Source organism: Nonomuraea sp. NPDC047529 (assembly GCF_040642995.1).
Taxonomy (GTDB): Bacteria; Actinomycetota; Actinomycetes; order Streptosporangiales; family Streptosporangiaceae; genus Nonomuraea.
In genome coordinates this window covers 50,858-73,356 of the sequence record NZ_JBEYTJ010000041.1, presented here as the reverse complement: position 1 = coordinate 73,356, position 22,499 = coordinate 50,858, and the positions used below count along the sequence as shown (strand labels likewise).

At 72.6% G+C, this 22,499-nt stretch carries 20 protein-coding genes; 10 read left to right on the top strand and 10 right to left on the bottom strand.

The window, feature by feature from the left end; translation table 11 throughout:
• Positions 1–47: 47 nt before the first annotated feature.
• Entirely contained in the window at positions 48–1,439 is a 1,392-nt protein-coding gene (locus tag ABZ815_RS42655; protein WP_357707201.1) for a selenium-binding protein SBP56-related protein, read from the bottom strand.
• 106 nt (positions 1,440–1,545) lie between these two features.
• Here ABZ815_RS42655 and leuE point away from each other — a divergent pair, with 106 nt between their 5' ends.
• Positions 1,546–2,199 carry a leucine efflux protein LeuE gene (leuE, locus tag ABZ815_RS42650; RefSeq protein WP_357707199.1) on the top strand — a complete coding sequence of 218 codons (654 nt, stop codon included), beginning with the start codon at positions 1,546–1,548 and terminating at the stop codon, positions 2,197–2,199.
• A gap of 202 nt (positions 2,200–2,401) precedes the next feature.
• Positions 2,402–3,043 carry a VC0807 family protein gene (locus ABZ815_RS42645; protein WP_357707198.1) on the top strand — a complete coding sequence of 214 codons (642 nt, stop codon included), beginning with the start codon at positions 2,402–2,404 and terminating at the stop codon, positions 3,041–3,043.
• On the opposite strand, the gene ABZ815_RS42640 is transcribed toward ABZ815_RS42645, so the two are convergent.
• On the bottom strand, positions 2,951–3,919 hold the full coding sequence (locus ABZ815_RS42640; protein WP_357707197.1) for a hypothetical protein: 969 nt from the start codon (positions 3,917–3,919) through the stop codon (positions 2,951–2,953). The two genes, ABZ815_RS42645 and ABZ815_RS42640, sit on opposite strands and share 93 nt — an antisense overlap.
• A 16-nt stretch (positions 3,920–3,935) precedes the next feature.
• Positions 3,936–5,111, bottom strand: a complete 1,176-nt coding sequence (locus ABZ815_RS42635; RefSeq protein WP_357707196.1) for a histidine kinase — start codon at positions 5,109–5,111, stop codon at positions 3,936–3,938.
• A 392-nt stretch (positions 5,112–5,503) separates the two neighbouring features.
• On the opposite strand from ABZ815_RS42635, the gene ABZ815_RS42630 reads away from it, so the two are divergent.
• From ABZ815_RS42630 to ABZ815_RS42595, 8 genes are all read left to right on the top strand, one after another.
• Positions 5,504–6,121, top strand: a complete 618-nt coding sequence (locus ABZ815_RS42630) for a DedA family protein (RefSeq protein WP_357707195.1) — start codon at positions 5,504–5,506, stop codon at positions 6,119–6,121.
• A gap of 37 nt (positions 6,122–6,158) precedes the next feature.
• Positions 6,159–6,971, top strand: a complete 813-nt coding sequence (locus tag ABZ815_RS42625) for a DMT family transporter (protein WP_357707194.1) — start codon at positions 6,159–6,161, stop codon at positions 6,969–6,971.
• A 99-nt stretch (positions 6,972–7,070) separates the two neighbouring features.
• Positions 7,071–8,276 (top strand): glycosyltransferase, encoded by a 1,206-nt coding sequence (locus ABZ815_RS42620; protein WP_357707192.1) that lies wholly within the window; start codon positions 7,071–7,073, stop codon positions 8,274–8,276.
• Positions 8,273–8,947, top strand: a complete 675-nt coding sequence (locus tag ABZ815_RS42615; protein ID WP_357707190.1) for a DUF998 domain-containing protein — start codon at positions 8,273–8,275, stop codon at positions 8,945–8,947. Before ABZ815_RS42620 ends, ABZ815_RS42615 begins: the two co-directional genes overlap by 4 nt.
• Before the next feature lie 82 nt (positions 8,948–9,029).
• Positions 9,030–9,785 carry a cytochrome P450 gene (locus ABZ815_RS42610; RefSeq protein WP_357707189.1) on the top strand — a complete coding sequence of 252 codons (756 nt, stop codon included), beginning with the start codon at positions 9,030–9,032 and terminating at the stop codon, positions 9,783–9,785.
• Positions 9,782–10,528, top strand: coding sequence for an isocitrate lyase/phosphoenolpyruvate mutase family protein (locus tag ABZ815_RS42605; RefSeq protein ID WP_357707187.1), 747 nt, complete (start codon positions 9,782–9,784; stop codon positions 10,526–10,528). The genes ABZ815_RS42610 and ABZ815_RS42605 overlap by 4 nt, the downstream gene beginning before the upstream one ends.
• Before the next feature lie 7 nt (positions 10,529–10,535).
• Positions 10,536–13,415: a BTAD domain-containing putative transcriptional regulator gene (locus ABZ815_RS42600; RefSeq protein ID WP_357707186.1), complete on the top strand. Its 2,880-nt coding sequence runs from the start codon at positions 10,536–10,538 to the stop codon at positions 13,413–13,415.
• Between the two features lie 35 nt (positions 13,416–13,450).
• Positions 13,451–14,956 carry an MFS transporter gene (locus tag ABZ815_RS42595; RefSeq protein WP_357707185.1) on the top strand — a complete coding sequence of 502 codons (1,506 nt, stop codon included), beginning with the start codon at positions 13,451–13,453 and terminating at the stop codon, positions 14,954–14,956.
• On the opposite strand, the gene ABZ815_RS42590 is transcribed toward ABZ815_RS42595, so the two are convergent.
• From ABZ815_RS42590 to ABZ815_RS42560, 7 genes are all read right to left on the bottom strand, one after another.
• The gene (locus ABZ815_RS42590) at positions 14,925–16,163 is read right to left on the bottom strand and encodes an MFS transporter (protein ID WP_357707183.1); all 1,239 of its coding nucleotides are present in this window, start codon (positions 16,161–16,163) and stop codon (positions 14,925–14,927) included. The genes ABZ815_RS42595 and ABZ815_RS42590 overlap by 32 nt on opposite strands.
• A gap of 201 nt (positions 16,164–16,364) precedes the next feature.
• Positions 16,365–17,255: a serine hydrolase gene (locus ABZ815_RS42585; RefSeq protein ID WP_357707181.1), complete on the bottom strand. Its 891-nt coding sequence runs from the start codon at positions 17,253–17,255 to the stop codon at positions 16,365–16,367.
• 93 nt (positions 17,256–17,348) lie between these two features.
• Positions 17,349–18,293: a zinc-binding dehydrogenase gene (locus ABZ815_RS42580; RefSeq protein WP_357707180.1), complete on the bottom strand. Its 945-nt coding sequence runs from the start codon at positions 18,291–18,293 to the stop codon at positions 17,349–17,351.
• A 38-nt stretch (positions 18,294–18,331) separates the two neighbouring features.
• The gene (locus ABZ815_RS42575; RefSeq protein ID WP_357707179.1) at positions 18,332–19,225 is read right to left on the bottom strand and encodes an alpha/beta hydrolase; all 894 of its coding nucleotides are present in this window, start codon (positions 19,223–19,225) and stop codon (positions 18,332–18,334) included.
• 60 nt (positions 19,226–19,285) lie between these two features.
• Entirely contained in the window at positions 19,286–20,680 is a 1,395-nt protein-coding gene (locus tag ABZ815_RS42570) for an FAD-dependent oxidoreductase (protein WP_357707178.1), read from the bottom strand.
• Between the two features lie 179 nt (positions 20,681–20,859).
• Positions 20,860–21,651 (bottom strand): ABC transporter permease, encoded by a 792-nt coding sequence (locus ABZ815_RS42565; protein WP_357707177.1) that lies wholly within the window; start codon positions 21,649–21,651, stop codon positions 20,860–20,862.
• Complete coding sequence (locus tag ABZ815_RS42560) at positions 21,648–22,499, bottom strand: ABC transporter permease (RefSeq protein ID WP_357707176.1); 852 nt, start codon at positions 22,497–22,499, stop codon at positions 21,648–21,650. Before ABZ815_RS42560 ends, ABZ815_RS42565 begins: the two co-directional genes overlap by 4 nt.

Here is a 22,499-nt window from a genome sequence, read left to right as displayed (position 1 = left end):
GCGGGAGGACGGGGGGCGTCGGGGCGGAACCTTGGCCGCGGGTGGGGTCAGGGGTAGCAGTAGGAGTCGGAGGAGGCGTCGCCGCCCTGGAGGCGTACCTGGTGGGGGCGCAGGCCGCGGAAGGCGTCGCCGTGGGGGAAGAAGCGGGTGTCGAAGGTGAAGGAGTCGGCGTCCACCTTGGCGAGCCAGGCTCCGACGCCCTCGGGGTAGAACTGGTCGTCCCAGGAGCCGTACAGGGAGTTGGTGAGGTAGACGCGGCGGCCGTCGCGGCTCACCTCGACCATCTGGGGGCCGCCGCGCAGCGGCAGGCCGGGTTCGGCGGGGTGCGGGGTGCGCCGGGTGATGCCGCCGATGCGCAACGACCCCAGTTCGACCGGCTTGTACGGGTCCGACACGTCGTACTGCTTCAGCTCTCCGGTGCCCCAGCATGAGACGTAGAGGCGCTGGTCGTCCACGGACAGGGCGATGTCGGTGACCAGCGGCGGCACGGCGGCGAACGGCTGGAGCACCGGCGGCAGCAGGGCGGGGTCGGCCGGCTCGGCGGGGATGGTGATGACCTGCCGCGCCTGCCAGCGGCCGTCCTCGTGGAACCACAGCCAGACGGAGGCCGACAGGTCCTCCACGCTGGTGACCACGCCGACGAAGCCGTACAGGCGGGTGGGGTCGTGGGCGGGGCGCAGCTCCAGCGGCATCTGGTACTGGTCGCCCAGGTCCACCTCCTGGACGTGCTTGCGCTTACGCAGGTCCCAGAAGTGCAGTTTGTGGCCGTACTTGCGGCCGAGCAGCAGCTCCCCGACCACGCCGTCCTCGATCATGGACGGCGTGCCCCACTCGGAGGTGATCAGCACGTCGTGGTTGATGTGCCACCAGAAGTCGTAGGCCAGGTACTGCGGCCCCCGGTCCAGCTCCCACCGGCCGAGGACCTCGAAGGAGGTGTGGTCGAGCACGGCGATCCCACCGGGCCCCTCGGCGCCGTCCGCGCCGCCGAGCGCCGAGACGTACAGGCCCTCGGGCCCGCAGTGGACGGTGTGCGGGCGGGAGTAGCCCGCCCGCCTGGCCAGCGACTCGGCGTCGATCACCTTGACCAGCTCGGGGCTGACCCGGTCCTTGGTGTCGTAGATGTGGATGCGCGAGGAGCGCAGCCCGGGGACGACCAGGTAGCGCCGCTCGACGTGCGGGTGCGGCGCGTTCGGGCACAGGGCGCTGCTGCAGGCGTTCCAGCCGAAGTGGTGCAGCTCGTCGCCGGTGCCGGGCAGGTCGGTCCAGCCGACGATCGTGCCGTAGGCCGGGGAGGCGGGGTCGGTGTCGAGCACGGCCAGCGCGTCCGGACGCTGCGCCGACCTGTCGAAGGCGGCGACGTAGGCCAGCTTCTCCACGGGGGCCTCGACGGCGTCGCGCGGGGAGGGGTAGAACGTGGGGTCGGGGGTCCAGAGTGCCATGACACCAGATATTCACGAGTATCCCTACCCGGTCAATAGGCATGCGCGTCGCAATGAGCGACCACCAGGCGACTGAATCGGCATATATCACGCGATACCGTTAAGCGTGTTCTTCGGTATCACGGACGTCTGGACCTACGTCGTCGGCGCCTTCTTCATCGTGCTGCTCCCCGGCCCGAACTCCCTGTACGTCCTCAGCTTCGCCGCCCAGCACGGCGTCCGGCAGGGCTACCGGGCCGCGATGGGCGTGTTCCTCGGCGACACCGTCCTGATGGTGCTCGCCGCCGCCGGGGCCGCGTCCCTGCTGCGCGCGACGCCCGTGCTGTTCACCGTCGTCAAGTACGCGGGCGCCGCCTACCTGGCCTGGCTCGGCTTCCAGATGATCCGCGGCGCGGTACGGGCCTGGCGGGCCGGTCCGGCGACGACGGCCGACGCCGCGGCGGCCCCCGTACGGCAGGCGCGGCCGTTCCGCAAGGCCCTGACGATCAGCCTGCTGAACCCGAAGGCGATTCTGTTCTTCCTGTCGTTCTTCATCCCGTTCGTGGACCCCGGTTACAGCGCCCCCTGGCTGTCCTTCCTCATCCTGGGCGCGGTGATCCAGGTCTTCAGCGTGCTCTACCTCACCACGCTGATCTTCTCCGGAACGTTCCTGGCCGCCCAGTTCCGCCGGCACAAGAAGCTCAGCGCGGGCCTGACCTCGGGCGTCGGCGCGCTGTTCCTCGGATTCGGCGCCAAGCTCGCCACGGCGTCACTCGGCTGAAAGCCGGGTTCAAGGGTGGACTGGTTTCGTATGGAACAGCTGGAACGCGTCAAAAGCGGCAGTCCTACTCACCGGGCTCCGGTACGGTAGGCCACCGGCCTTCGGGGTCGCACTCGTCGGTGACGAGGACCGGTCCATCCGGCAAGCCTTGACCCCCGAAGCCCGGGTAGACGCTGATCGTCGGCCTATCTGCGGAGCAGCCTTGAACCACCATCCGGTCGCCCTCCCCCGTCTGACCGCGCTCGCCCGTCAGGCGGCCCCCCGCCTGCTCGAAGGTGTGGTCGCCCCCCTGCTGGTGTTCTACCTCGCCATGGTCGTGCTGGGCTTCAAGTGGGCCCTGGTGGCCACGGTCTCCTGGGTGTACCTCGGCGTGGCCTGGCGGCTGGTCAGAGGGGTCAAGGTGCCCGCCACCATGTTCCTGGCCGCGTTCGCGATCACGGTACGGGCCCTGGTGTCGTTCTGGACGGGCACCTGGATGTGGTTCTTCATCCAGCCGGAGCTGGGCACGATCTGCATCAGCATGGTGTTCCTGGCCTCCGTCCGGCTCAACCGGCCGCTGGTGCAGAAGCTGACCCTCGACTACATCCATCTGCCGTCGGCGGTGCTCAAGCACGAGCGGGTGCGCAGGTTCTTCGCCAGGATCACGCTGCTGTGGGCGTTCGTGCTGCTGGCCAACTCGACGCTGAGCATCTTCCTGGCCGTCTACGAGAAGCTGGAGGGCTCGCTGGGCGCGTTCATGGTGCTGCGCACCTCAGCGGTGGCCGTGATCAGCGGGCTGGCGATCACTTTCTCGATCCTCGCCTTCAAGCGCGTCCTGGCCCGGCTGCACGTGGCCCACGCCTGACCGTTCGGCCAGCAGGAACGCTCCGCACATCCCCATGACCAGCCCGGTCAGCATGCCGAACAGCTCGGCGAAGTCCGCGACGCCCGTGCCGCCGTAGGCCAGCGGGCCGCCCGTGGACCGGACGATCATCGAGAACAGCCCCCAGCCGAACAGCGAGCCCGACCCCAGCCAGGCCAGAACGAGCGGCCGCCAGAACGGCCCGTTCCCGCGCCGCCTGACCAGGGCCACGAGCGCGACCGCCCCGCCGACCGCCAGTACGGCCTTCACCCCGTTCTGGATCGCCTGGGCGGTCCCGTCGAACGCCAGGACGACGCGCAGCACCGCCACGGCGGCCGCCGCCAGGAGCGCACCCCAGGCCACCACCTCCTGCAACGACCGGGTCGCACTCGGGAAGGGCGAGCGGACCGGGGTGACGAAGACGGCCGGCCAGCGGTCGCGGGCATAGAGGGCGAAGGCCGTCATGAGGGCCAGGCCCAGGGTGATGAAACCGCCGTAGACGACCAGGTAGACCCACGTCCGGATGGGGCCGCCGCTGAAGACGTCCAGGCCGCCGACCAGCAGGATCAGCGGGGTCGTGACGGCCAGCACCGACAGCAGGCCGGTGCCCACCCACAGCGGCAGCAGCACCAGCCAGGCGGGCAGCCGCATGCCCCAGCGCATGGTGAAGGCCAGCGCCAGCAGCAGGCCGACGGCCTCCATGGCGAAGGTCAGCGCGTTCATCCCCATCATCTGCCCGCCCTCCATGAGCGCGGGGTCGGAGACGCCGACGGAGTCGCCGGTCAGCCAGAGCGTCTTGATCGTGAGATAGGGCAGCGTGGCGGCGACCGCCACGATCGAGGCGGTGAGCCGGCCGATGCCCGCTCGCTGTTCTGTCATGCTCCGATCGTGCGGCTCAGGCGGGCTCTTCTCCTCCCGAGCGGCGGGGATCCGCCTCCCCCGCGTGGGGGAGCTCGACGGCCAGGCTGAAGCCGTCGCCGTCGGGTCCGGCGGTCAGCGTGGCGCCGGCCAGCCGTACGCGCTCGCGCAGCCCCGCCAGGCCCAGCCCGCCGGACCGGGCGCTGGGACGCGAGCGCGGCGGGCCGTTGCGCACGACCACCCGGTGCGGCGCGACCGACACGGCGACCGCCGCCCCCGGCGCGTGCTTGGCCGCGTTCGTGAGCCCCTCCTGGACGACGGCGTGCGCCAGCTCGGACGACGCCCCCGGCGCCAGGTCGAGGGTGATCGACATGCCGGAGTCGCGGGCCCGGCCGACCAGCTCGGTGACGTCCTCGTCCACCGGGGACAGCGGGGCCGCCTCGGCCTCCTCGCGCAGCAGGCCGATGATCTGGCGCAGCCGCTCGGTCGCGTCGGCCGCCGCCATGCGCAGCTCGCCGGCCGCCTTGACCTGGGCCGGGCCGAGGCCGGGGGCGACTTCGAGCCCGCCGGCGCGGACCGCGATCAGCGCCAGGTCGTGGCCGAGCGAGTCGTGCATCTCGCGGGCGATCCTGGCCCGCTCGCGCAGCCGCGCCTGCGCCTCGACCGACAGCCGCGCCTGCCGCCGCTGCTGGAGCAGGCCGCGCCGGAGCAGCCCCAGCAGGTACGGCACCGCGTACGTGCCGACGAGCCCGGTGCCCATCGACACCCACAGTGCCAGGTCGCCGCCCTGGACCAGCACGACCGCGCACCCGACGGCCGTGATCAGGCAGAACAGGGCCCCGGCGGGCCACAGCCGGGCCATGCGCCGGCCGGTGAGGTAGGCGTACCAGATGATGAACGGCGAGGTGGCGAGCAGCGGGAGGATCTTCACGTCGCGCCGGGGCAGCAGCCACGTCAGGTCCACCGTCGCGAAGCCGTCGGTGAAGCGCCACGGGCCGAGCGGCAGCAGCAGCACCAGTGCCGCCAGCGGCCAGGGCCGGCCCACGAGCACGGCCAGCGCGGCGAGGCCCACCCTGGGCAGGGTCACCATCGCGAACGCGGCAGGGTCGACGAACGGGTCGGGGCCCATGGCGGTCACGAAGATGCTCAGGACGACCCAGAGCAGCAGGTCCGAGACGACCTGACGGCGATTCTCACGGCGCAGACGGTTCACGCACCGACGGTATCCGCCGCCGGCCGGGGCGCGTCCCGCCCGAAGGTCATCCGGCACCCCTGACGAAAGTCAGGGTGGGGCCTGCCGCACCGGTCACGGTGGGGCTAGCTCCACCTGAAAGGCGGATACCTCCTCTCCTGTTTCCGGGGCGCGCAACCGGTTTGATCGTGGGTGTCACGCGGAAGTCGCAGGTCCGCCCCTGACGAAAGTAGGGGGTGACGCGTGCCGATGGTCCGATGCGCCACGACCTGCGGAATTTCTACCTTCATGGGGTAGGCGGCCCTGACCCTCCTAGGGGAAGGGCCCGCGTTCGACCGGGGGCATCCCCGATGTCCCCGGTCCGCTCACACCGACAGGCTTTGTGAGTGCCCTGACGATCGGAGTCCACCCATATGTCGCACGCCATTCTCGACCTGGTCCAGCAGGTGATGTCATCGCCATGGTTGTACGTGGCGCTGTTCGCCCTGGCGCTGCTCGACGGTTTCTTCCCCATCGTGCCCGCCGAGACGTCGGTCATCACCGCGGCGGTGTTCGCCGCCTCCGGCCAGACCAACCTGGCCCTGGTGATCGTGGTCGCGGCGCTCGGCGCGTTCGTGGGCGACCACGTGTCGTACCTGATCGGCAACAAGTCGGCCAGGCGGCTGCGGGACAAGAAGGCGTTCGTCTGGGCGCGCGGCGCGCTGGCCGAGCGGGGCGGAATGGTGCTGATCGTGGCCAGGTACATCCCCGGCGGGCGCACCGCGACGACGCTGACCATGGGCGCCGTGGGTCATCCGCTGCGCTCGTTCACGTTCTTCGACGCCATCGCGGCGAGCTCGTGGGCGGTGTACTCCGGGCTGATCGGCTTCTTCGGCGGCATGGCCTTCGAGAACGACCCGATCAAGGGCCTGCTGCTGGGCCTCGGGATCGCGCTGTCGATCACCGGGCTCGTCGAGCTGGTGCGGTGGGTCAGGAAGCGGCGCGCCACCCAGCCTTCCCCGGAACGTCTTCCGGCGGACACGTCCGTTTGACCCTGTCCGGCAACCATCCGTCTGAAGGGAGTGAGCAATGAGTGTGCTGGCCGCGGCGATCGCGCTGGTCGGTTCGCTGTTCTTCGCGCTCGGAGCCGCGCTGCAGCAGTTCGAGGCGGCGGGCTCGGCGAAGCCCGCTCTGCTGACCCTGCTGCGCAGGCCGCGCTGGCTGCTCGGCGGCGTCTCCATCGTGACGGGCGGCGGCCTGCACATCGTCGCACTCGGGCTCGGCCCGCTGACCGTGGTGCAGCCGATGGGGGTGGCCAGCCTGCTGTTCGCGCTGCCCATCGCCGCCGCGCTGCACGGGCGCAGGCCCTCCGGCAAGGAACTGGCCGCGGCGGGCGTGGTCGCGGCGGGGCTGATCGGCCTGGTGCTGCTGGTGCCCGAGTCCGACGGGCCGACGTACCTGGCGCCCACGGGCGTACTCACCCTGCTCGCCGTGTCGGGCGTCGCGACGGTGCTGCTGTGGGCGGGCTCGAAGGCGGCCTCCCCCGCCGGCCGCGCCGCGCTGCTCGCCACGGGCTCCGGCGTCCTGTACGGCGCCACCGCCACGCTCATGCGCGTGCTCGTGGACGGCGGCTGGAACTGGTGGTACCTGCTGGCCCTGCCGGTCCCGCTGCTGCTGGCGCTCATGATGCTGCAACGCGCCTACGCCGTCGGGCACTTCGGCGTCTCCTTCGCCTCGCTGCAGATCGCCGACCCGCTCACGGCGGTGGCGTTCGGGGCGCTGCTGCTCGGCGAGCCGCTGCCGTCCGGCATCGCGCCGATCGCGGCCGCCGCCCTGACCGCGGCCGGCACGGTCGCCCTGGCCCGGACGACCCCGCTGGAGGCGCGCAACGACCTCGCCTGACCTCCTCCCCCTGCCCCTCCCCTGACCGAAACCCCCTGTTCGCCCCTCGGCCCTCCCCCAGCCGTCCCCCCTTGTGAAAGCGGAGTCACCGTCATGGCCATGCCCCTGCAGAACGTCACCGACCACGCTCACCTCGCCCCCGCCCCCGAACGTCCCCGCCGCGTCCTGATCTCGACCGACACCTATCCCCCCGACGTCAACGGCGCCGCCTACTTCACCCACCGGCTGGCCACCGGCCTGGCCGCGCGCGGCAACGAGGTGCACGTGGTGTGCCAGTCGGAGGCCGGCCCGGCCAGCGCCGACGTGGTGGACGGCGTGATCGTCCACCGGCTGCGCTCGGCCCCGCTGCTGGTGCACCCGACCATGCGGGTCACCGTGCCGACCAGGCTCGACCGGCTGGTCGCCGACATCGACCCGGACGTGCTGCACACCCAGGGCCACTTCGTGGTCGGCCGGGCCGCCATCGCCGCCGCCCGCCGCCGCGGCGTGCCGGTCGTGGCCACGAACCACTTCATGCCCGACAACCTCTTCCAGTTCGGGCACGTCCCCGAGGCGCTGCGGACCAGGGCGGGCCGGCTGGCCTGGCGCGACTTCAGCCGGATCTTCAAGCGGGCCGACCACATCACGACGCCGACCCCGCTGGCCGCCAAGCTCCTGGCCGACCAGGGCTTCTCCCGCGACGTCGAGGCCGTCTCGTGCGGCATCGACCTGGCCAGGTTCCACCCGCACGCCGAGCCCAAGTCGTGGGCGCGCCGGCGGTTCGCGCTGCCCGACCGGCCGACCGTCCTGTTCGTGGGCCGCCTGGACGAGGAGAAGCACCTCGACGAGCTGATCCGCGCCCTGCCTCTCGTGCTCAACGAGACCGACGCGCAGGTGGCGTTCGTGGGCCGCGGCAACCAGCGGATGGAGCTGGAGAAGCTGGCCAAGCGCATCGGGGTGGGCGACCGGGTGTTCTTCGTCGGGTTCGTGCCCGACGAGAGCATGCCGCAGGCGTTCGCCGCCGCCGACGTGTTCGGCATGCCGGGCGTCGCCGAGCTGCAGAGCATCGCCACGCTGGAGGCCATGGCGTCCGGCCTGCCCGTCGTGGCCGCCGACGCGATGGCGCTGCCGCACCTGGTGGACGGCAACGGCTACCTCTACCAACCGGGCGACGTCGTCTCGCTGGCCAGGCACCTGACCGCGATCCTCACCGACGACGACCTGCGCGCCCGCCTGGGCAACGCCAGCCGGGCGCTGGCGCTCACCCACGACGACCAGACGTCGCTGGCCCGCTTCGAGCAGATCTACGACGAGGTGACCCGATGACCTGGCGCACCGTGCTCGCTCCGGTCGCCGGAGCGGTGACGGCGGTGGCCGCCCTCGGCTACGCGCAGGCCGTCCTGCCCGCGCAGCCGCTGATCAGCGACTACGCGCTCGTCCCCGGCGGCATGCTGCCCGTGCTGGTCGGGACGCTCGCGCTGGCCGTGGCCTGCCTGTCGCTGGCGTACGGGCTGGCCGCCCGGGAGCCTGGGCGGACCGCCGCCACCCGCGTGCTGCTGCTGGCGGGGGCGGCCGGGCTGATGCTGAGCGCGCTCTTCCCCACCGATCCCGGCATGTCGGACATCAGCACTCTGACCGGCGAGATCCACCGCTGGTCGGCGGCCGTGGTCTTCACCGCGCTGCCGGTCGCCGGCTGGTCGCTGGCCAGGGGGCGGACGGCGGCCGTGCGCTGGAGCGCGGTCAAGGCCCTGAGCGTGACCTCGGGGCTGACGCTGGGCGCGTACCTGGCGGCGCACCCGGCCGCCTTCACCTCCTCGCTGATCGGCGGCGGCGCCTACTACGGGCTGCTCGAACGGGGTGTGGTGCTGGCCGAGATCGTGCTCGTCGTGTCGATGGCGCTGGCAAGCGCACCGGGCCGCGCGGCCGTAAGGATCGAGGGCACGCGGGCCACCGGGGCGCCCGCGCAGCCCGAGAGCCGGCAGCGGCTGGCGGCGTGACCGGAAACCGGGACAGCGGGGACACCGGGGACGCGTCCATACTTCGTCCCCCGTCGAACGGTCCGCGTCCTAGCGTGGACCCATGCTCATCACCCACCACGCCGAAGCCCGTGCGGTGCTCTCCGACAGCCGGTACGTGCCGCCGCCCGTCCCGCAGGACGGCGAGCCCGGGACGCTCGCCTGGCTGCGGGCCCACGTCTCGCGCTTCAGCACCGGCGAGACGCACGCCGGACGCCGCCGCCTGGTCGTCGAGCGCCTGTCCGCCCTGGACCCGGCCGCGCTGAGGACGGCTGCCAGGGCCGCGACCGAGGACCGCGGCGGCGACTGGCGTGGCGTGCCGACGGCCGTGCTGGGGGCCGCGCTCGGCGTGCCGGACACCTCGGCCGTGCCCGCGGCCGCGAGCGGTTACCTGTCGGGCGAGGGAAGCCCGCGGGCCGACGCCGCCGTCGCCGAACTGCTCGGGCTGACCGACCTGCCGGCCGTCACCCTGCTGCTCCAGGGCCACGCCGCCACCGAGGCGCTCATCGAGAACGCGCTCGCCCACGCCGTGCCGGGCGACGACCCCGAGGCGGTGCTGCACGAGACGCTCAGGCAGGACCCGCCGCTGAAGGCCAGCCGCAGGCTCGACACCCGCACCGGCCAGGAGGTCACGATCGACCTGGTCGCGGCCAACCGCGATCCCGAGGTGTTCGCCGATCCCGGCCGCTTCGACGCCTCCCGGGGCCCCGCCCCCCATCTGACGTTCGGGGACGGCCTGCGCCCGTGCCCCGCTCCCGCCCACGCCCTCGCGCTGGCCGCCGGCGTGCTCGACGCGCTCCTCGAAGGGACCGGCCGATGAACTTCCACGACCTGCACCGGCCGGGCGACCCGCTGCTGCTGCCCAACGCCTGGGACTACGGCTCGGCCGCGATCCTCGCCGCGCACGGCTTCCCCGCGATCGGCACCACCAGCCTCGGCGTGTCCGCCGTGCACGGCAAGCCGGACGCCGCCGGCGCGACCAGGGCCGAGACGATCGAGCTGGCCGAGACGGTCAAGGACCTGGACGTCCTGGTCACGGTGGACATCGAGGGCGGGTTCAGCGACGACCCGGACGAGGTGTCGGCCCTGGTGGCGAGCCTGGCCGCGCTCGGCGTGGCGGGCGTGAACCTGGAGGACGGCCGTCCCGACGGCACCCTGCGCCCGGTCGAGCTGCACCGGCGGATCATCGAGGCCGCCAAGGGCCACGGCGTGTTCGTCAACGCCCGCACCGACACCCACTGGCTCGGCACCGGCGACTGGCGCGAGCGGGTGGACGCCTACGAGCACGCCGACGGCATCTTCGTCCCCGGCCTGTCCGACCTGGCGGAGATCGCCGAGGTCGTCGCGCGTACGCGGCTGCCGCTGAACGTGCTCTACCAGCCGGGCGGGCCCACGCTCGACCAGCTCGCCGAGGCGGGGGTGGCGCGGGTGAGCACCGGGTCGCTGCTCTACCGGGCCGCGCTCCAGGGCGCGCTGGCCGCCGTGCTGGGCGCGCAGGGCAAGAACGCCCCCAAGCTGCCGACGTACGGAGAAATCGCCGCGCTCCTCCCCCAGGCCCGATAATCGAGACATGCGCTTCGAGATCCTCGGACCCACCAGCGTGCTGGACGAGGACGGCGCGCCCGTGGCGCTCGGCGGGCCCCGGGTGCGCGCCCTGCTCACCCTGCTGGCCCTGAACGCGGGCCGCGTCGTCGGCGCCGGCCAGCTCGTGGACGGCCTGTACGGCCCCCACCCGCCGGACGGTGTGGCCAACGCGCTGCAGTCCCAGGTCTCCAGGCTGCGCCGGGCGCTCGGCCGGGACCTGGTCGAGTTCCACCCGGCGGGCTACCGGCTGGTCGCCGATCCTCAGGACGTGGACGCGCGCCGCTTCGAGCTGCTGGCCCGGGACGGACGGCGGTCGCTGGCCGATGGGGACGCCCGGCGGGCGGCGGCGCTGCTGGGCGCGGCGCTGGAGCTGTGGCGGGGCGTGCCGCTCGCCGACGCGCCGCACGCCGTGTCGGCCGCGGCCGGGCTGGAGGAGCTGCGGCTGGCGGCCACCGAGGACCGGCTCCAGGCCGACCTGGAGCTCGGGCGGCACCGCGACCTGGTCGCCGAGCTGCGCCGGCTCACCGCCGCCCATCCGCTGCGCGAGCGCCTGCGCGCCCAGCTCATGCGCGCCCTGTACGGCAGTGGCCGCCAGGCCGAGGCGCTGGCCGTGTACGACGAGGCGCGACGGCTGCTCGACCGGGAGCTGGGCATCGAGCCGGGCGCCGAGCTGACCGCCGCCCATCTGGCCGTCCTCCGCGCCGACCCGTCACTCGCCCCCGCCGGCACGTCAGCCGGCGCGCCCGCTGTCACGCCCGTGGCCGCGGTGCCCGGTGGGCCTTCCGCGCCGCCGGCCGGAGGGCTCAAGCGGGGGTTGCGGGCGCAGCTCACCAGCTTCGTGGGGCGGGCGGAGGAGCTGGCGCAGCTCGGCGCGCGGCTGCGGGACAACAGGCTCGTCACGCTGATCGGCCCCGGCGGCGCGGGCAAGACCAGGCTCGCCCAGGAGGCGGCCGCCCAGGAACCGGGCGACGTGTGCTTCGTGCCCCTCGCCCACGTGACCGGCGCGGCCGGCGCGACCGGCGTGCCCGGCGCGGTGCTGGTCGCGCTCGACATCCGCGACGCCCTGCGGCACACGTCCCAGCGCCCGGCGATCGACCCGGTCACCCGGCTGCTCACCGCGCTGGCCGAGCGCGACCTGCTGCTCGTCCTGGACAACTGCGAGCATCTGGTCGCCGCCGTGGCCGAGCTCGCCGACGCGCTGCTGGCCGGTTGCCCCGGGCTGCGGGTGCTGACCACCAGCCGGGAGGCGCTGGGCATCACCGGGGAGTCGATCCTGCCGGTGTCCCCGCTGCGCCTGCCGCCGCCCGAGCCGGACGACCCGCTGGCGTACGCGGCCGTCCGGCTGTTCGCCGACCGCGCCGCCGCCGTGCGTCCAGGGTTCGGCGTGGACGGCGGCAACGCCGCGGACGTGGTGCGCATCTGCCGGGCGCTCGACGGGCTGCCGCTGGCCATCGAGCTGGCCGCCGCGCGCCTCCGTACGCTGTCGGTCGCCGACGTGGCGGCCCGCCTGGACGACCGGTTCCGGCTGCTGACCCGCGGCAGCCGGACGGCGCTGCCCCGGCACCAGACGCTCCGCGCGGTCGTCGCGTGGAGCTGGGACCTGCTGGACGACGCCGAGCAGCGCCTGGCCGGCCGGCTGAGCGTCTTCGTGGGCGGCGCCACGCCCGAGGCGGCCGAGCGGGTGTGCGGGGCACCGGAGGAGGTGCTGTTCTCGCTGGCGGAGAAGTCGCTGGTGGAGCACGTCGGCGGCCGTTACCGCATGCTCGACACGATCAGGGCGTTCTGCGCCGAACGCCTGGCCGAGTCCGGCGAGACCGCCGCGATCAGGGACGCCCACACCGCCTACTACCTCGACCTGGTGCTGACCGCCGACCCGCTGCTGCGCACCGCCGCCCAGCTCGACTGGCTGGCCCGCCTGGACGAGGAGAGCGACGACGTCGAGGCCGCCGTGCGCTGGACGACGGAGTCCGGGCAGCTGGCGACCGGCCTGCGGCTGCTGGCGCACGGCACCTGCTACTGGTGGATGCGCGGCCACCGCGGCGCCGTCGCCGGCCTGGCCGCCGGGCTGCTGGCCGCGATCGGCGACGCCCGCCCCGCCGGCATGGAGGAGGAGTACGTCATGTGCGTGCTCGTCACGGCCTGGACGGGCGTGGCCGACGACGACCTGCGCGAGCGGCTGGCCGAGGTGCGCGGGCTGCTGCCGATCACCCACCTGCCGGAGCGGGTGGAGTTCCTGATGATGATGCGGTCGATGTTCACCGGGCCGCCGGGCGACGTCGAGACGATCTACCACGAGCTGCGGGCCTTCACCGAGGGCCTGCCGCCCTGGCAGCGGGCGTTGTCGTACTGCGGCATGGGGTTCGTGCTGCAGATCCTGGGCCGGGCCGAGGAGTCGCTGGCCGCCTTCCGGCGCGCCCTGGCCGCCTTCCGCGCGATCGGCGAGCGCTGGGGGACGATCCTGGTGCTGTCGGGGCTCGGCGCGCTGGCCTCCGAGCGGGGGGACTACGCGGCCTCTTACGCGCTGTCGGACGAGGCGCTGACGCTGGCCCGCGAGCTCGACGCGCGGGCGGAGATGGCCGAGGCCCTGTGCCGGCGCGGCGACGCGCTGCTCGGCATGGGCGAGCCGCTGGGCGGGCGGGCCGACTACGAGGAGGCGGCCGAGCTGGCCCGCCGGGTGGGCTCCATGGACGTGCTGGCCTGGGCGGACCTCGGGCTGGCCGAGGTGGCGCTGTCCGCCGGCGAGCGCGGCCTCGCGCTGTCCCTGCTGGCCCAGGCCCGCGCGGAGTGCCCCGACGACTGGTACAGCACCGAGGACATCCGCAACCGCATCGACGCCGCCCTCGACAGGGTGGTCAGCGGACGGTAGGCGGGCCGTCAGCCGCCCCGGCCACCGTGGACGGCATGACGCGCAAATGGGCCTGTCTGGCCATAGCCTGCCTTGCGACACTGTTGCTCTCGGTCGATCTCACCGTGCTGCACCTGGCGCTCCCCCGCCTGGTCGCCGACCTCGGTGCGAACTCGACGCAACTGCTCTGGATCGGCGACATCTACGGCTTCGCCCTGGCCGGCCTCCTGGTCACCATGGGCAACCTCGGCGACCGCGTGGGCCGCAAGCGGCTGCTGCTGATCGGCGTGGCCGGGTTCGGCGCGGCCTCTCTGGTGACCGCCTACGCCCCGAACCCCGAGCTGCTGATCGCCGCCAGGACGCTGCTGGGCGTGGCGGGCGCGATGATCATGCCGTCCACGCTCTCTATCGTCAGGAACGTCTTCACCGACCCGGGCGAGCGGACCGCGGCCATCGGGATCTGGAGCGGGATGAGCGCGGCCGGGTTCGCGATGGGGCCGGTCGTCGGGGGCGTGCTGCTGGACCACTTCTGGTGGGGGTCGGTGTTCCTGCTCAACGTGCCGATCATGGTGCTGGTGCTGGTCTGCGGCTTCCTGGTGCTGCCGGAGTCGCGCAACCCCACCGCAGGGCGGATCGACGGGCTCAGCGTGGCGCTGTCGTTCGCCGGTGTCGTGACGGCCGTCTACGCGGTCAAGGAGGCCGCCCACCAGGGCCTGGCGCACGCCGACGTCCTGGGGGCGGCCGTGGTGGGCGTGGCGTGCCTGGTGCTGTTCGTCCGGCGGCAGAAGCGGCTGGACACGCCGCTGATCGACGTACGGCTGTTCCGGCGGCGGGCGTTCAGCGCGTCCGTGGGCACGAACCTGCTGGCGATCTTCGCGTTGTCGGCCATGAGCCTGCTGTTCGCCTGGTACCTGCAGCTCGTCCTGGGCTGGTCCCCGCTGGTGGCCGGGCTGGCGCAGATCCCCGGCGGCCTGAGCGGCGCGGTGGGCGGGGTGCTCGCGGCCCGGCTGATCAACCGGCTCGGCAGGAACGGCGTGGTCGCGCTCGGCCTGGCGCTGAACGCCGGCGCGTTCGTCCGGTACGGCATGCTCGGCACCGAGGTGGACTATCTCACCCTGCTGCCCGTGATGATGATCGGCGGGCTGGGGGTCGGGCTCACGTTCACCGTGAACAACGACAACATCCTGGCCACCGCGCCCAGGGAGCGGGCGGGGGCGGCGGCCGCGGTGTCGGAGACGGCGTTCGAGCTGGGCGGCGCGCTGGGCATCGCGGTCCTGGGCACCGTGCTCAACAGCGTCTACCGCGCGAACCTGCTGCTGCCCGCCGGGGTGCCCGGCGAGGCGGCGCGGGAGTCGATCGCCGGAGCCACCGCCACGGCGGCGGCCCTGCCCCCGCAGGCGGCCGAGCAGCTAATGCGCGCGGCGCGGGAGGCGTTCGTGGCGGGGATGCAGGTGACGACGCTGCTCACGGCGGTCCTGCTGGCCGTGGTCGCGGTGTTCGCGCTGACCGGGCTGCGCGGCGTGCCGAAGGTCATCCAGGAAGAGTCGCCGGTCCCTCACTGAGCGCGGGGACGTCCGCCGCGGGCCCGGCGGGCAGCGGGCGCAGGCTGCCGACCCTGGCCAGCACGAGCAGCGCGGCCACCCCGGTGGCCACCGGCGCGACCACGAACGCCCAGGACGCGCCGAAGTGGTCCACGAGCTGCCCGGCGACCGACGACCCGGCCGCGATGCCGAGCGCGATGCCGCCGTTCAGCCAGGTGAACGCCTCGGTGCGGACCTCCGCCGCGACCAGGCCCTCGACCAGGGTGTAGCCGGTGATCACCACGGGGGCGATCACCAGGCCGGCCAGGGCGGCGGCGACGTACAGGTGGGGGACCGCTCCGGCGAGCGTGAACGCGCTGGTCGCGACCGCGAGCAGGGCCAGCCCGCCGACCAGCCGGACGCGGGCGGGCAGCCGCCAGCGGACCGCGCCGTACAGCAGGCCGCCGAGCATGCTGGCGCCGGAGAAGACGCCGTAGACGGGACCGGCGGACGCGGGCGCGTGCAGGGCGGTGGTGAGCGAGGTGACGCCGACCTGGAGGCTGCCGAAGACCGACCCCATGGCGAGGAAGGCGGCGGCGAGCAGCGCCACGCCGCGCCTGCGCAGCACGCCCTTGGAGGCGGCGATCCGGACCGGCACCGGCTCGGGCGCGGCCGTCCGGACGGCGGCGAAGACCACCGTGCCGACCAGGATCAGCACGAGCCCGCCGAGCAGCGCGACCACCGGCGAGTACGCCGTCGACAACCCCACCAGCAGCACAGGGGCCAGCGTGAACGTCAGCTCGTCGGTGATCGACTCGACCGCGAACGCCGTGTTCAGCCTGCCGGTGCCGCCGAGCCGGTGCGCCCAGCGGGCCCGGACCATCGAGCCGACCTGCGGTCCGGACGCGCCGACGACGGCTGCCATGGCGACCAGCAGCGCGAGGTGGGCGTGCGCGGCGGCGAAGGCCAGCAGGCCGCCCATGGCCAGGGCGTGCACCGCGACCTGCGGCAGCAGCACCCGGGCCTGGCCGTACCGGTCGGCCAGGCGGCCGGTCTGGGGGCCGATGAGAGCCTGGAAGACGGCGGCGGCGGCGGAGGTGATCCCTGCCGCGCCGTAGGAGCCGGTGGACCATTGGACCAGCAGCAGGATGCCCATCTGGGTCATCGCGAACGGCACGCGGGCCAGCAGCGCGGGCACCAGGAACCGCCAGGCTCCGGGGGTGGCCAGCACGTCGAGATAGGACTTCAAGGGTCTCCGTCCAGATCATGACGGAGACCTCCCGGGGGGAGCACACCGTCGGAGGTGGGCTTCGACCGGGGTAGATACCGGCGCGCGCCGGCCGCCGAGCGGTCAATCAGTTCACTTCAGTCAAACGTGACGAGAGCCGATCCTATTGCAGGGATCGGGCTGCTTGCCGCCGGCAGGGTGCGACGGCCGAGAGGAACACTGTCAGGCGGCCGGGTTCCTCGGGCAGGACCGGGGCGTCGTCGGGGACAGCTCGTCGAGCCGGGAGCCGATCATCCTGGCCACCCCTTCGATGGTCTCGATGCCCACCCCCTCCCCCGGCTGCCCGTCGGTCTGCACCGCCAGCAGCAGGTCGCGCCCCGGCCCGACGACGCGGCCGTAGCTGGTCACCGCCCACGTGTTGTGGATGAACGGGCGCGGCGTCCAGCCGTTCTTCAACGCCACCCGGTCCACCGGGCGGGCGGCCGCGCTGACGCCCCACGACTGGTCCTTGACCACCCGTCCCATCAGGCCGAGCACGAGGGCGCGGTCGCGGTCGGAGAGGCCCTCGCCGCCGTTCACCAGCACCTGGAGCAGGCGGATGCGGTCGGCGGGGCTGGTGTTGGTGCCGCCCCAGAAGACGCCGGGCCCGGGGACGGTCTCGTTCAGGCCCATGCGCCGGTAGAACTCGCCCATCGCGCCGCCGACCCGGCCCCACAACGCGTCGGCGGCGCCGTTGTCGCTCTCGATGATCATGCGCTCGGCGAGGTCGCGCTCCTCCTCGCCCAGGGTCCCGTGGCCGAGCACGAGCGCCGTGAGGATGTCCACCTTGACGCCGCTGGCGGTGATCATGTCGTGCTGGTGCTCGGCGCGGCCCAGGGTGAGGCCGCTGGTGAGCTCCAGCATGCTGTAGGCGACCCGTCCAGGGCGTCGGGAGACGTACTGCTCGACGTCGTGCTCAAGCCGGGCGCGGGCCGCCCTCCCGGCCCTCTTGTCCCGAAATTTCAGGACGCATCGGTCGACCTTCGCTCTGACCTTCACCACGCCCGGCACCCCGGGCAGTCGCTCGACCGAACAACCGGTCACGAACCCCCAGACCACCACCAAGACCAGCAATCTCCACCACACCTACAAAACCCCCGCGATCATCACTTCTCGGGGGTTTTGATCACCCTCTGCCCAGTCGCGGCATTGGCCACACCCTGCCTGTCAGGGCAGGAGCACCACTTTTCCGACAGTTCGCCGTCCGGCCAGGTCCGCCACGGCCCGGGCCGCCTCCGCCAGCGGGTACTCGCCGCCCACCAGCGGACGCAGCCGTCCGGCCGCGGTCAGCGCGAGCAGCTCGCCCAGCGGGGGCCCGACCATCTCCCGCCGCCCCCGCAGCGGACGCAGCCAGAACCCGAGGACGGCGAGGTTGCCCGCGGTCAGCCGCGCGGGATCGACCGGCCGGGCCTGCTCGCCCGACGACGACCCGTAACTCACCAGCCGCCCGAAGGGGGCCAGGACGGTCAGCGCCGCGTCGAAGACCGCCCCGCCGACGGCGTCGAGCACCACGTCCGCCGGCCGGTCGCCGTTGGCCTCGATGACGCGCTCGGCGTACCCGTCGGCCGCGCCGTCCACGGCGGCGTCCGCGCCCAGGTCGAGGGCGAGCGACCGCTTGTCCTCGCTGGAGGCGGTGGCGATCACGCGTCCGGCGCCGAACACCTTGGCCAGCTGCACGGCCAGGCTGCCCACGCCGCCCGCGCCGGAGTGGACGACCACGCTCTCGCCCTCCCTGAGCCGCGCCGACGAACGCAGCAGATGCCAGGCGGTGAGCCCCTGGACGAGCAGCGCCAGCGCCTCGCCGGCCCGCAGCGAGTCGGGCACGACCACGACGTCGCCCTCGTCCAGGACAGCCTTGGAGGCGTAGCCGTTGGCGGTGAAGCCCATCACCCGCCGTCCCCGGTGGTCGCGCCCGACGACCTCGCTGCCGGGGATGTGCGGCAGGCGGTCCGGGCTGGAGTAGTGGCCGGAGATCTGCCGCACGTCGGCGAAGTTCAGCCCCGCGGCCTCGACGTCCACCAGCACCTGGCCCGGTCCCACGACCGGATCGGGCACCTCGGCCTCTTCGAGCACCTCCGGGCCGCCGAAGCGGGTGAACTGGATGGCACGCATGAATCCCCCATTCCGCGCGATACCCCCCAGCGTAGACGTCAGGCTCCGGAGCCGCCCGGCCGGAGGTGCTCGGCGAGGAAGTCCGCGGTCGCGTCCACGGCCTGCGACACGTACGGCTCGCGGTCGTAGAGGTCGACGTGCTGCTTGGCGTCGACCCAGACGAGCTTCTTGGGCTCGTCGAGCCGCCTGAACGCCTCCTCGGCCCCTTCCGGCGGGCAGAACCGGTCGATCACGCCGTGCACGATCAGGGCGGGCTTCGGCGACAGGAAGTCGGCGCCCATCATGTTGTCCATGGTGATCAGCTCGCGCAGACCGGCCCGGGTGACCGCGTTCCGCCAGGAGGAGGAGGCCCCGCGCTCGGTGCCGTAGTAGGCGAACGGCTCGTCGCCCGGCATCGCGGCCTCGCCGTCCTCCGCCACGGCGGGCAGGTACTCGACCGGGCCGCCCAGGTCCTGCCGTTCCAGCACGCCGGCGAACCCGGCCAGCGCCTCCTGGTAGTCCATGCCCGACCGCATCGTGTACGGGTTGTTGTAGGCCCCGGCGATGCCCGCGAACACCCGTACGCGCGGGTCGAAGGCGGCGAACTTCAGCGCGTACCCGGCGCCCAGGCAGATGCCGAAGGCCCCGATCAGGTCGCCGTCCACCTCGGGGCGCGACCGCAGCAGCGACACCGCCGCCCGCAGGTCGTTCAGCTTGGCCTGCGGATCCTCGTGCCCACGTGGCTCGCCGCCGGACTCGCCCCAGTTGCGGTGGTCGAAGGCCAGCGTCACGTAGCCCCGGCGGGCCAGCCGCTCGGCGTACAGGCCCGTGACCTGGTCGCGCACCCCGGTGAACGGCCCGGTGAGCACCAGACCCGGCCAGGGGCCCGTGCCCTCGGGCAGCCGCAGGTCACCGGCCAGGGGCACGCCGTCGGCGGCGAACTCGATCCTCATGGTCACAAGTGTGCGCCAGGCCCGCGGCACGCGGGCCTGGCGCCCCCTCGGAACACCGGATCAGGAGTCGAAGCCGAGGCCCATCCTGTCGAGCGTGCGCAGCCACAGGTTGCGCCTGCCCTGATGCTGGTCGGCCTGAGCGATCGACCACCGGGTGAACTGGATCACCCCCGACCGGACCGGCTCGGGCGGGAACGGCACCGGCTTCTCCTTGACCATCCGCAGCTCGGTCCGCTCGGTGGCCTCCCCCGACAGCAGGTCCAGCATCACGTTCGCGCCGAACCTGGTGGCCCCGACGCCCATGCCGGTGTAGCCCACGGCGTAGGCCAGCCGGCCGCCGTGCGCCGTGCCGTAGAAGGCGCTGAAGCGACTGCAGGTGTCGATCACGCCGCCCCAGCGGTGCGTGAAGCGCACCTGGGACAGCTGCGGGAAGGTGGTGGCGAAGTGCTCGGCGAGCTTGACGAAGGTCTCGTCGCGCTGCTCGTACTCCGGCTTGACCAGGCCGCCGTTGTAGTAGACCGCGTCATAGCCGCCCCACAGGATGCGGTTGTCGTCGGTGAGCCGGTAGTAGTGGAACTGGTTGCCCGAGTCGCCGACGCCCTGCCGGTTGTGCCAGCCCACCTCGGCGAGCTGGGACGCGGTCAGCGGCTCGGTCATCAGGGCGTAGTCGTACACCGGGACGACGAAGTGCTTGAGCCTGCGCAACAGGGGCGGGAAGACCCCCGTGCCCAGCGCCACCCGCCGGCCCGTCACCGACCCGTACGGGGTCCGCAGGGTGATCGTCGTGCCGTCGTCGCGCAGCGAACGCACCGGGCTGCGCTCGAAGACCCGTACGCCGAGCCGCAGGCACGCCTCGCGCAACCCCCAGGCCAGCCGCGCCGGGTCCAGCATGGCGCAGCCGCTGCGTTCCCAGAGCCCGCCCAGGTAGGTCGGCGAGTTGACCTCGGCCCGCACCTGACGCTCGTCCATCGGCACGTAGTCGAGGCCGAGCTCGGAGATCAGGTCCAGGTGTTCGGCCAGCGAGTCGAGCTGCCACGGCTCGGTGGCCACGTGCAGCTCGCCGGTGCGCTCGAAGGAGCAGTCGATGCCGTGCCGCTCCAGCGTGCGCTCGATCTCGTCGAGGTTGTCCACGCCCATGCGTTCGAGGCGGCCGATGTCCTCCGGCCACCGTTCCAGGCCGTTGGCCAGGCCATGGGTGAGGGTCGCCATGCAGAACCCGCCGTTGCGGCCGGTCGCCGCCCAGCCGATCCTGCGCCCTTCGAGCAGGACGACGTCCAGCGAAGGGTCACGTTCCTTGGCCATCAGGGCCGTCCACAGCCCCGAGAAGCCTCCGCCGACGACGACCAGGTCGGCGTCGGTCTTTCCGATGAGCCGCGCGCGCGGCTCGGGTCTGGCCGGACTGTCCAGCCAGTACGGCTTGCGCTCCGCGTCAGCCAGCGCCTTCAGCGGATCCACAAATCCCACTTCCCTACGAAGTTCTTAGATTGTTCATTGTTTTTATTGCGGGATCCAAAGGGGTGATGTGATCACGCGCGGGTTCCCCCCGCCGAAATCCGATCTCGCCTCCCTGTTCTTGGTCGGAATACACCAATCCCCCCGCCGGATCGCGGGGGGAAAGCCTGTTGGAGCAGATCCTAGGCGCGGCGTCTGGCGGCCACCGCGTTCGCCACGGCGATCAGGACACCGATCCCGAAGATGAGCGTACCCATCACGTTGACCTGCGGTGGAATGCCGGTCTTCACCGCGCCCACGATCCACAGCGGGAACGTGACGGTCGAGCCGTTGACGAAGCTCGTCACCACGTAGTCGTCGATCGACAGCGCGAAGGAGAGCATCGCGCCCGCGAGCACGCCCGGCATGATCGAGGGCAGCGTCACCTGCCGGAACGTGCCCCACGCGGTCGCGCCGAGGTCCTTGGCCGCCTCCTCCAGCGACGGGTCGAGCGTGATGACCCGCGCCCTGACCGTCACCACGACGAAGGAGAGCGAGAACAGCACGTGCGCCACGATGATCGTGTTGCCGTCGCGCGGCACGTTGCCCGAGACGAACAGCGACAGCAGCGAGGCCCCCATCACCAGCTCCGGCGTGGAGATGGCGGCGAAGACCAGGAAGTTCGTGGCGCCGAGGCCGCGGAAGCGGTGCCGGCCGACGGCCAGGCCCAGCATCGTCCCGATGACGACCGTGATCACGGTGCTGACCAGCGCGATCACGATCGAGTTGCGCAGCGCCGTGGTCAGGTCGGAGATCTCGAAGAGCTCGCCGTACCACTTGAGGGTGAAGCCCTGCCAGCTCGTGTTCGACTTGCTCTTCTTGTCGTTGAAGCCGAACAGGATCATGACGGCGATCGGCGACGACAGCCACAGGATGATCAGCCAGGTGTAGACGTGCAGCAGGCGGTCGCCGAACCTGCCCCGCGCGCCCCTCATCGCGCCGCCGCCTCAAGAACGTTCTCGGTGCCGAGCGCGCGGGCGTAGACGAAGATGCCCACCAGCAGGATCGCCATCAGCGTGAACGACAGCGCCGAGGCGGTCGGGTAGTCGAGGTTGGTCAGGTACTCGGTCTGGATGATGTTGCCGATCATGGTGTTGGCCGTGCCGCCGAGGATCTGCGCGTTGACCGGGTCGGCCGTCGCGGGCACGAACGTCATCAGCACCCCGGCGAAGACGCCCGGCAGCGACAGCGGCAGCACCACCCGGCGGAAGGCCCCGGCTCGGGTGGCGTACAGGTCCTGGGCCGCCTCGACCACCCGCGGGTCGACCCGTTCCAGGGCCACGTAGATCGGCAGGATCATGAACGGCAGGAAGTTGTAGGTGAGCCCGCCCACCACGGCCACGGTCGTGGCCAGCACGTGGAAGCCCTCGGGCAGCACGCCCCAGCCCTTCAGCGTCCCGAACAGGATGCCGTTGTCGGCCAGCAGGAAGTTCCACGAGATCGTCCGCAGCACGAACGACACGAAGAACGGCAGCAGCAACAGGAACAGGTACACCGACTTGCGACTGCCGCCCTTGAAGGCGATCCAGTACGCCACCGGGTAGCCGATCACCAGCATCGCCACGGTGGCCAGGCCGCCGTACAGGAGCGAGCGCAGCAACTGGTCGCTGTACCTGCCGAGCGCGTCGGCGTAGTTGGAGAAGCTGAACGTCATGGCGTAGCCGTCGATGGCGTTGCCCGTCTGGAGCGAGACCGACGCCATCGCCACCATGGGCACGACCAGGAAGATCGCCAGCCACAGCCAGCTCGGCAGGGCGAGCAGGTAGGGGGTGAGCCGTTTCAT

Bases quoted from the DNA above. Each gene is read 5' to 3' on its own strand.
- ABZ815_RS42655 (WP_357707201.1), bottom strand. From the start codon at position 1,439: ATGGCACTCTGGACCCCCGACCCCACGTTCTACCCCTCCCCGCGCGAC.
- ABZ815_RS42640 (WP_357707197.1), bottom strand. From the start codon at position 3,919: ATGACAGAACAGCGAGCGGGCATCGGCCGGCTCACCGCCTCGATCGTG.
- ABZ815_RS42630 (WP_357707195.1), top strand. From the start codon at position 5,504: ATGTCGCACGCCATTCTCGACCTGGTCCAGCAGGTGATGTCATCGCCA.
- ABZ815_RS42625 (WP_357707194.1), top strand. From the start codon at position 6,159: ATGAGTGTGCTGGCCGCGGCGATCGCGCTGGTCGGTTCGCTGTTCTTC.
- ABZ815_RS42620 (WP_357707192.1), top strand. From the start codon at position 7,071: ATGCCCCTGCAGAACGTCACCGACCACGCTCACCTCGCCCCCGCCCCC.
- ABZ815_RS42615 (WP_357707190.1), top strand. From the start codon at position 8,273: ATGACCTGGCGCACCGTGCTCGCTCCGGTCGCCGGAGCGGTGACGGCG.
- ABZ815_RS42610 (WP_357707189.1), top strand. From the start codon at position 9,030: ATGCTCATCACCCACCACGCCGAAGCCCGTGCGGTGCTCTCCGACAGC.
- ABZ815_RS42605 (WP_357707187.1), top strand. From the start codon at position 9,782: ATGAACTTCCACGACCTGCACCGGCCGGGCGACCCGCTGCTGCTGCCC.
- ABZ815_RS42600 (WP_357707186.1), top strand. From the start codon at position 10,536: ATGCGCTTCGAGATCCTCGGACCCACCAGCGTGCTGGACGAGGACGGC.
- ABZ815_RS42595 (WP_357707185.1), top strand. From the start codon at position 13,451: ATGACGCGCAAATGGGCCTGTCTGGCCATAGCCTGCCTTGCGACACTG.
- ABZ815_RS42580 (WP_357707180.1), bottom strand. From the start codon at position 18,293: ATGCGTGCCATCCAGTTCACCCGCTTCGGCGGCCCGGAGGTGCTCGAA.
- ABZ815_RS42575 (WP_357707179.1), bottom strand. From the start codon at position 19,225: ATGAGGATCGAGTTCGCCGCCGACGGCGTGCCCCTGGCCGGTGACCTG.
- ABZ815_RS42565 (WP_357707177.1), bottom strand. From the start codon at position 21,651: ATGAGGGGCGCGCGGGGCAGGTTCGGCGACCGCCTGCTGCACGTCTAC.
- ABZ815_RS42560 (WP_357707176.1), bottom strand. From the start codon at position 22,499: ATGAAACGGCTCACCCCCTACCTGCTCGCCCTGCCGAGCTGGCTGTGG.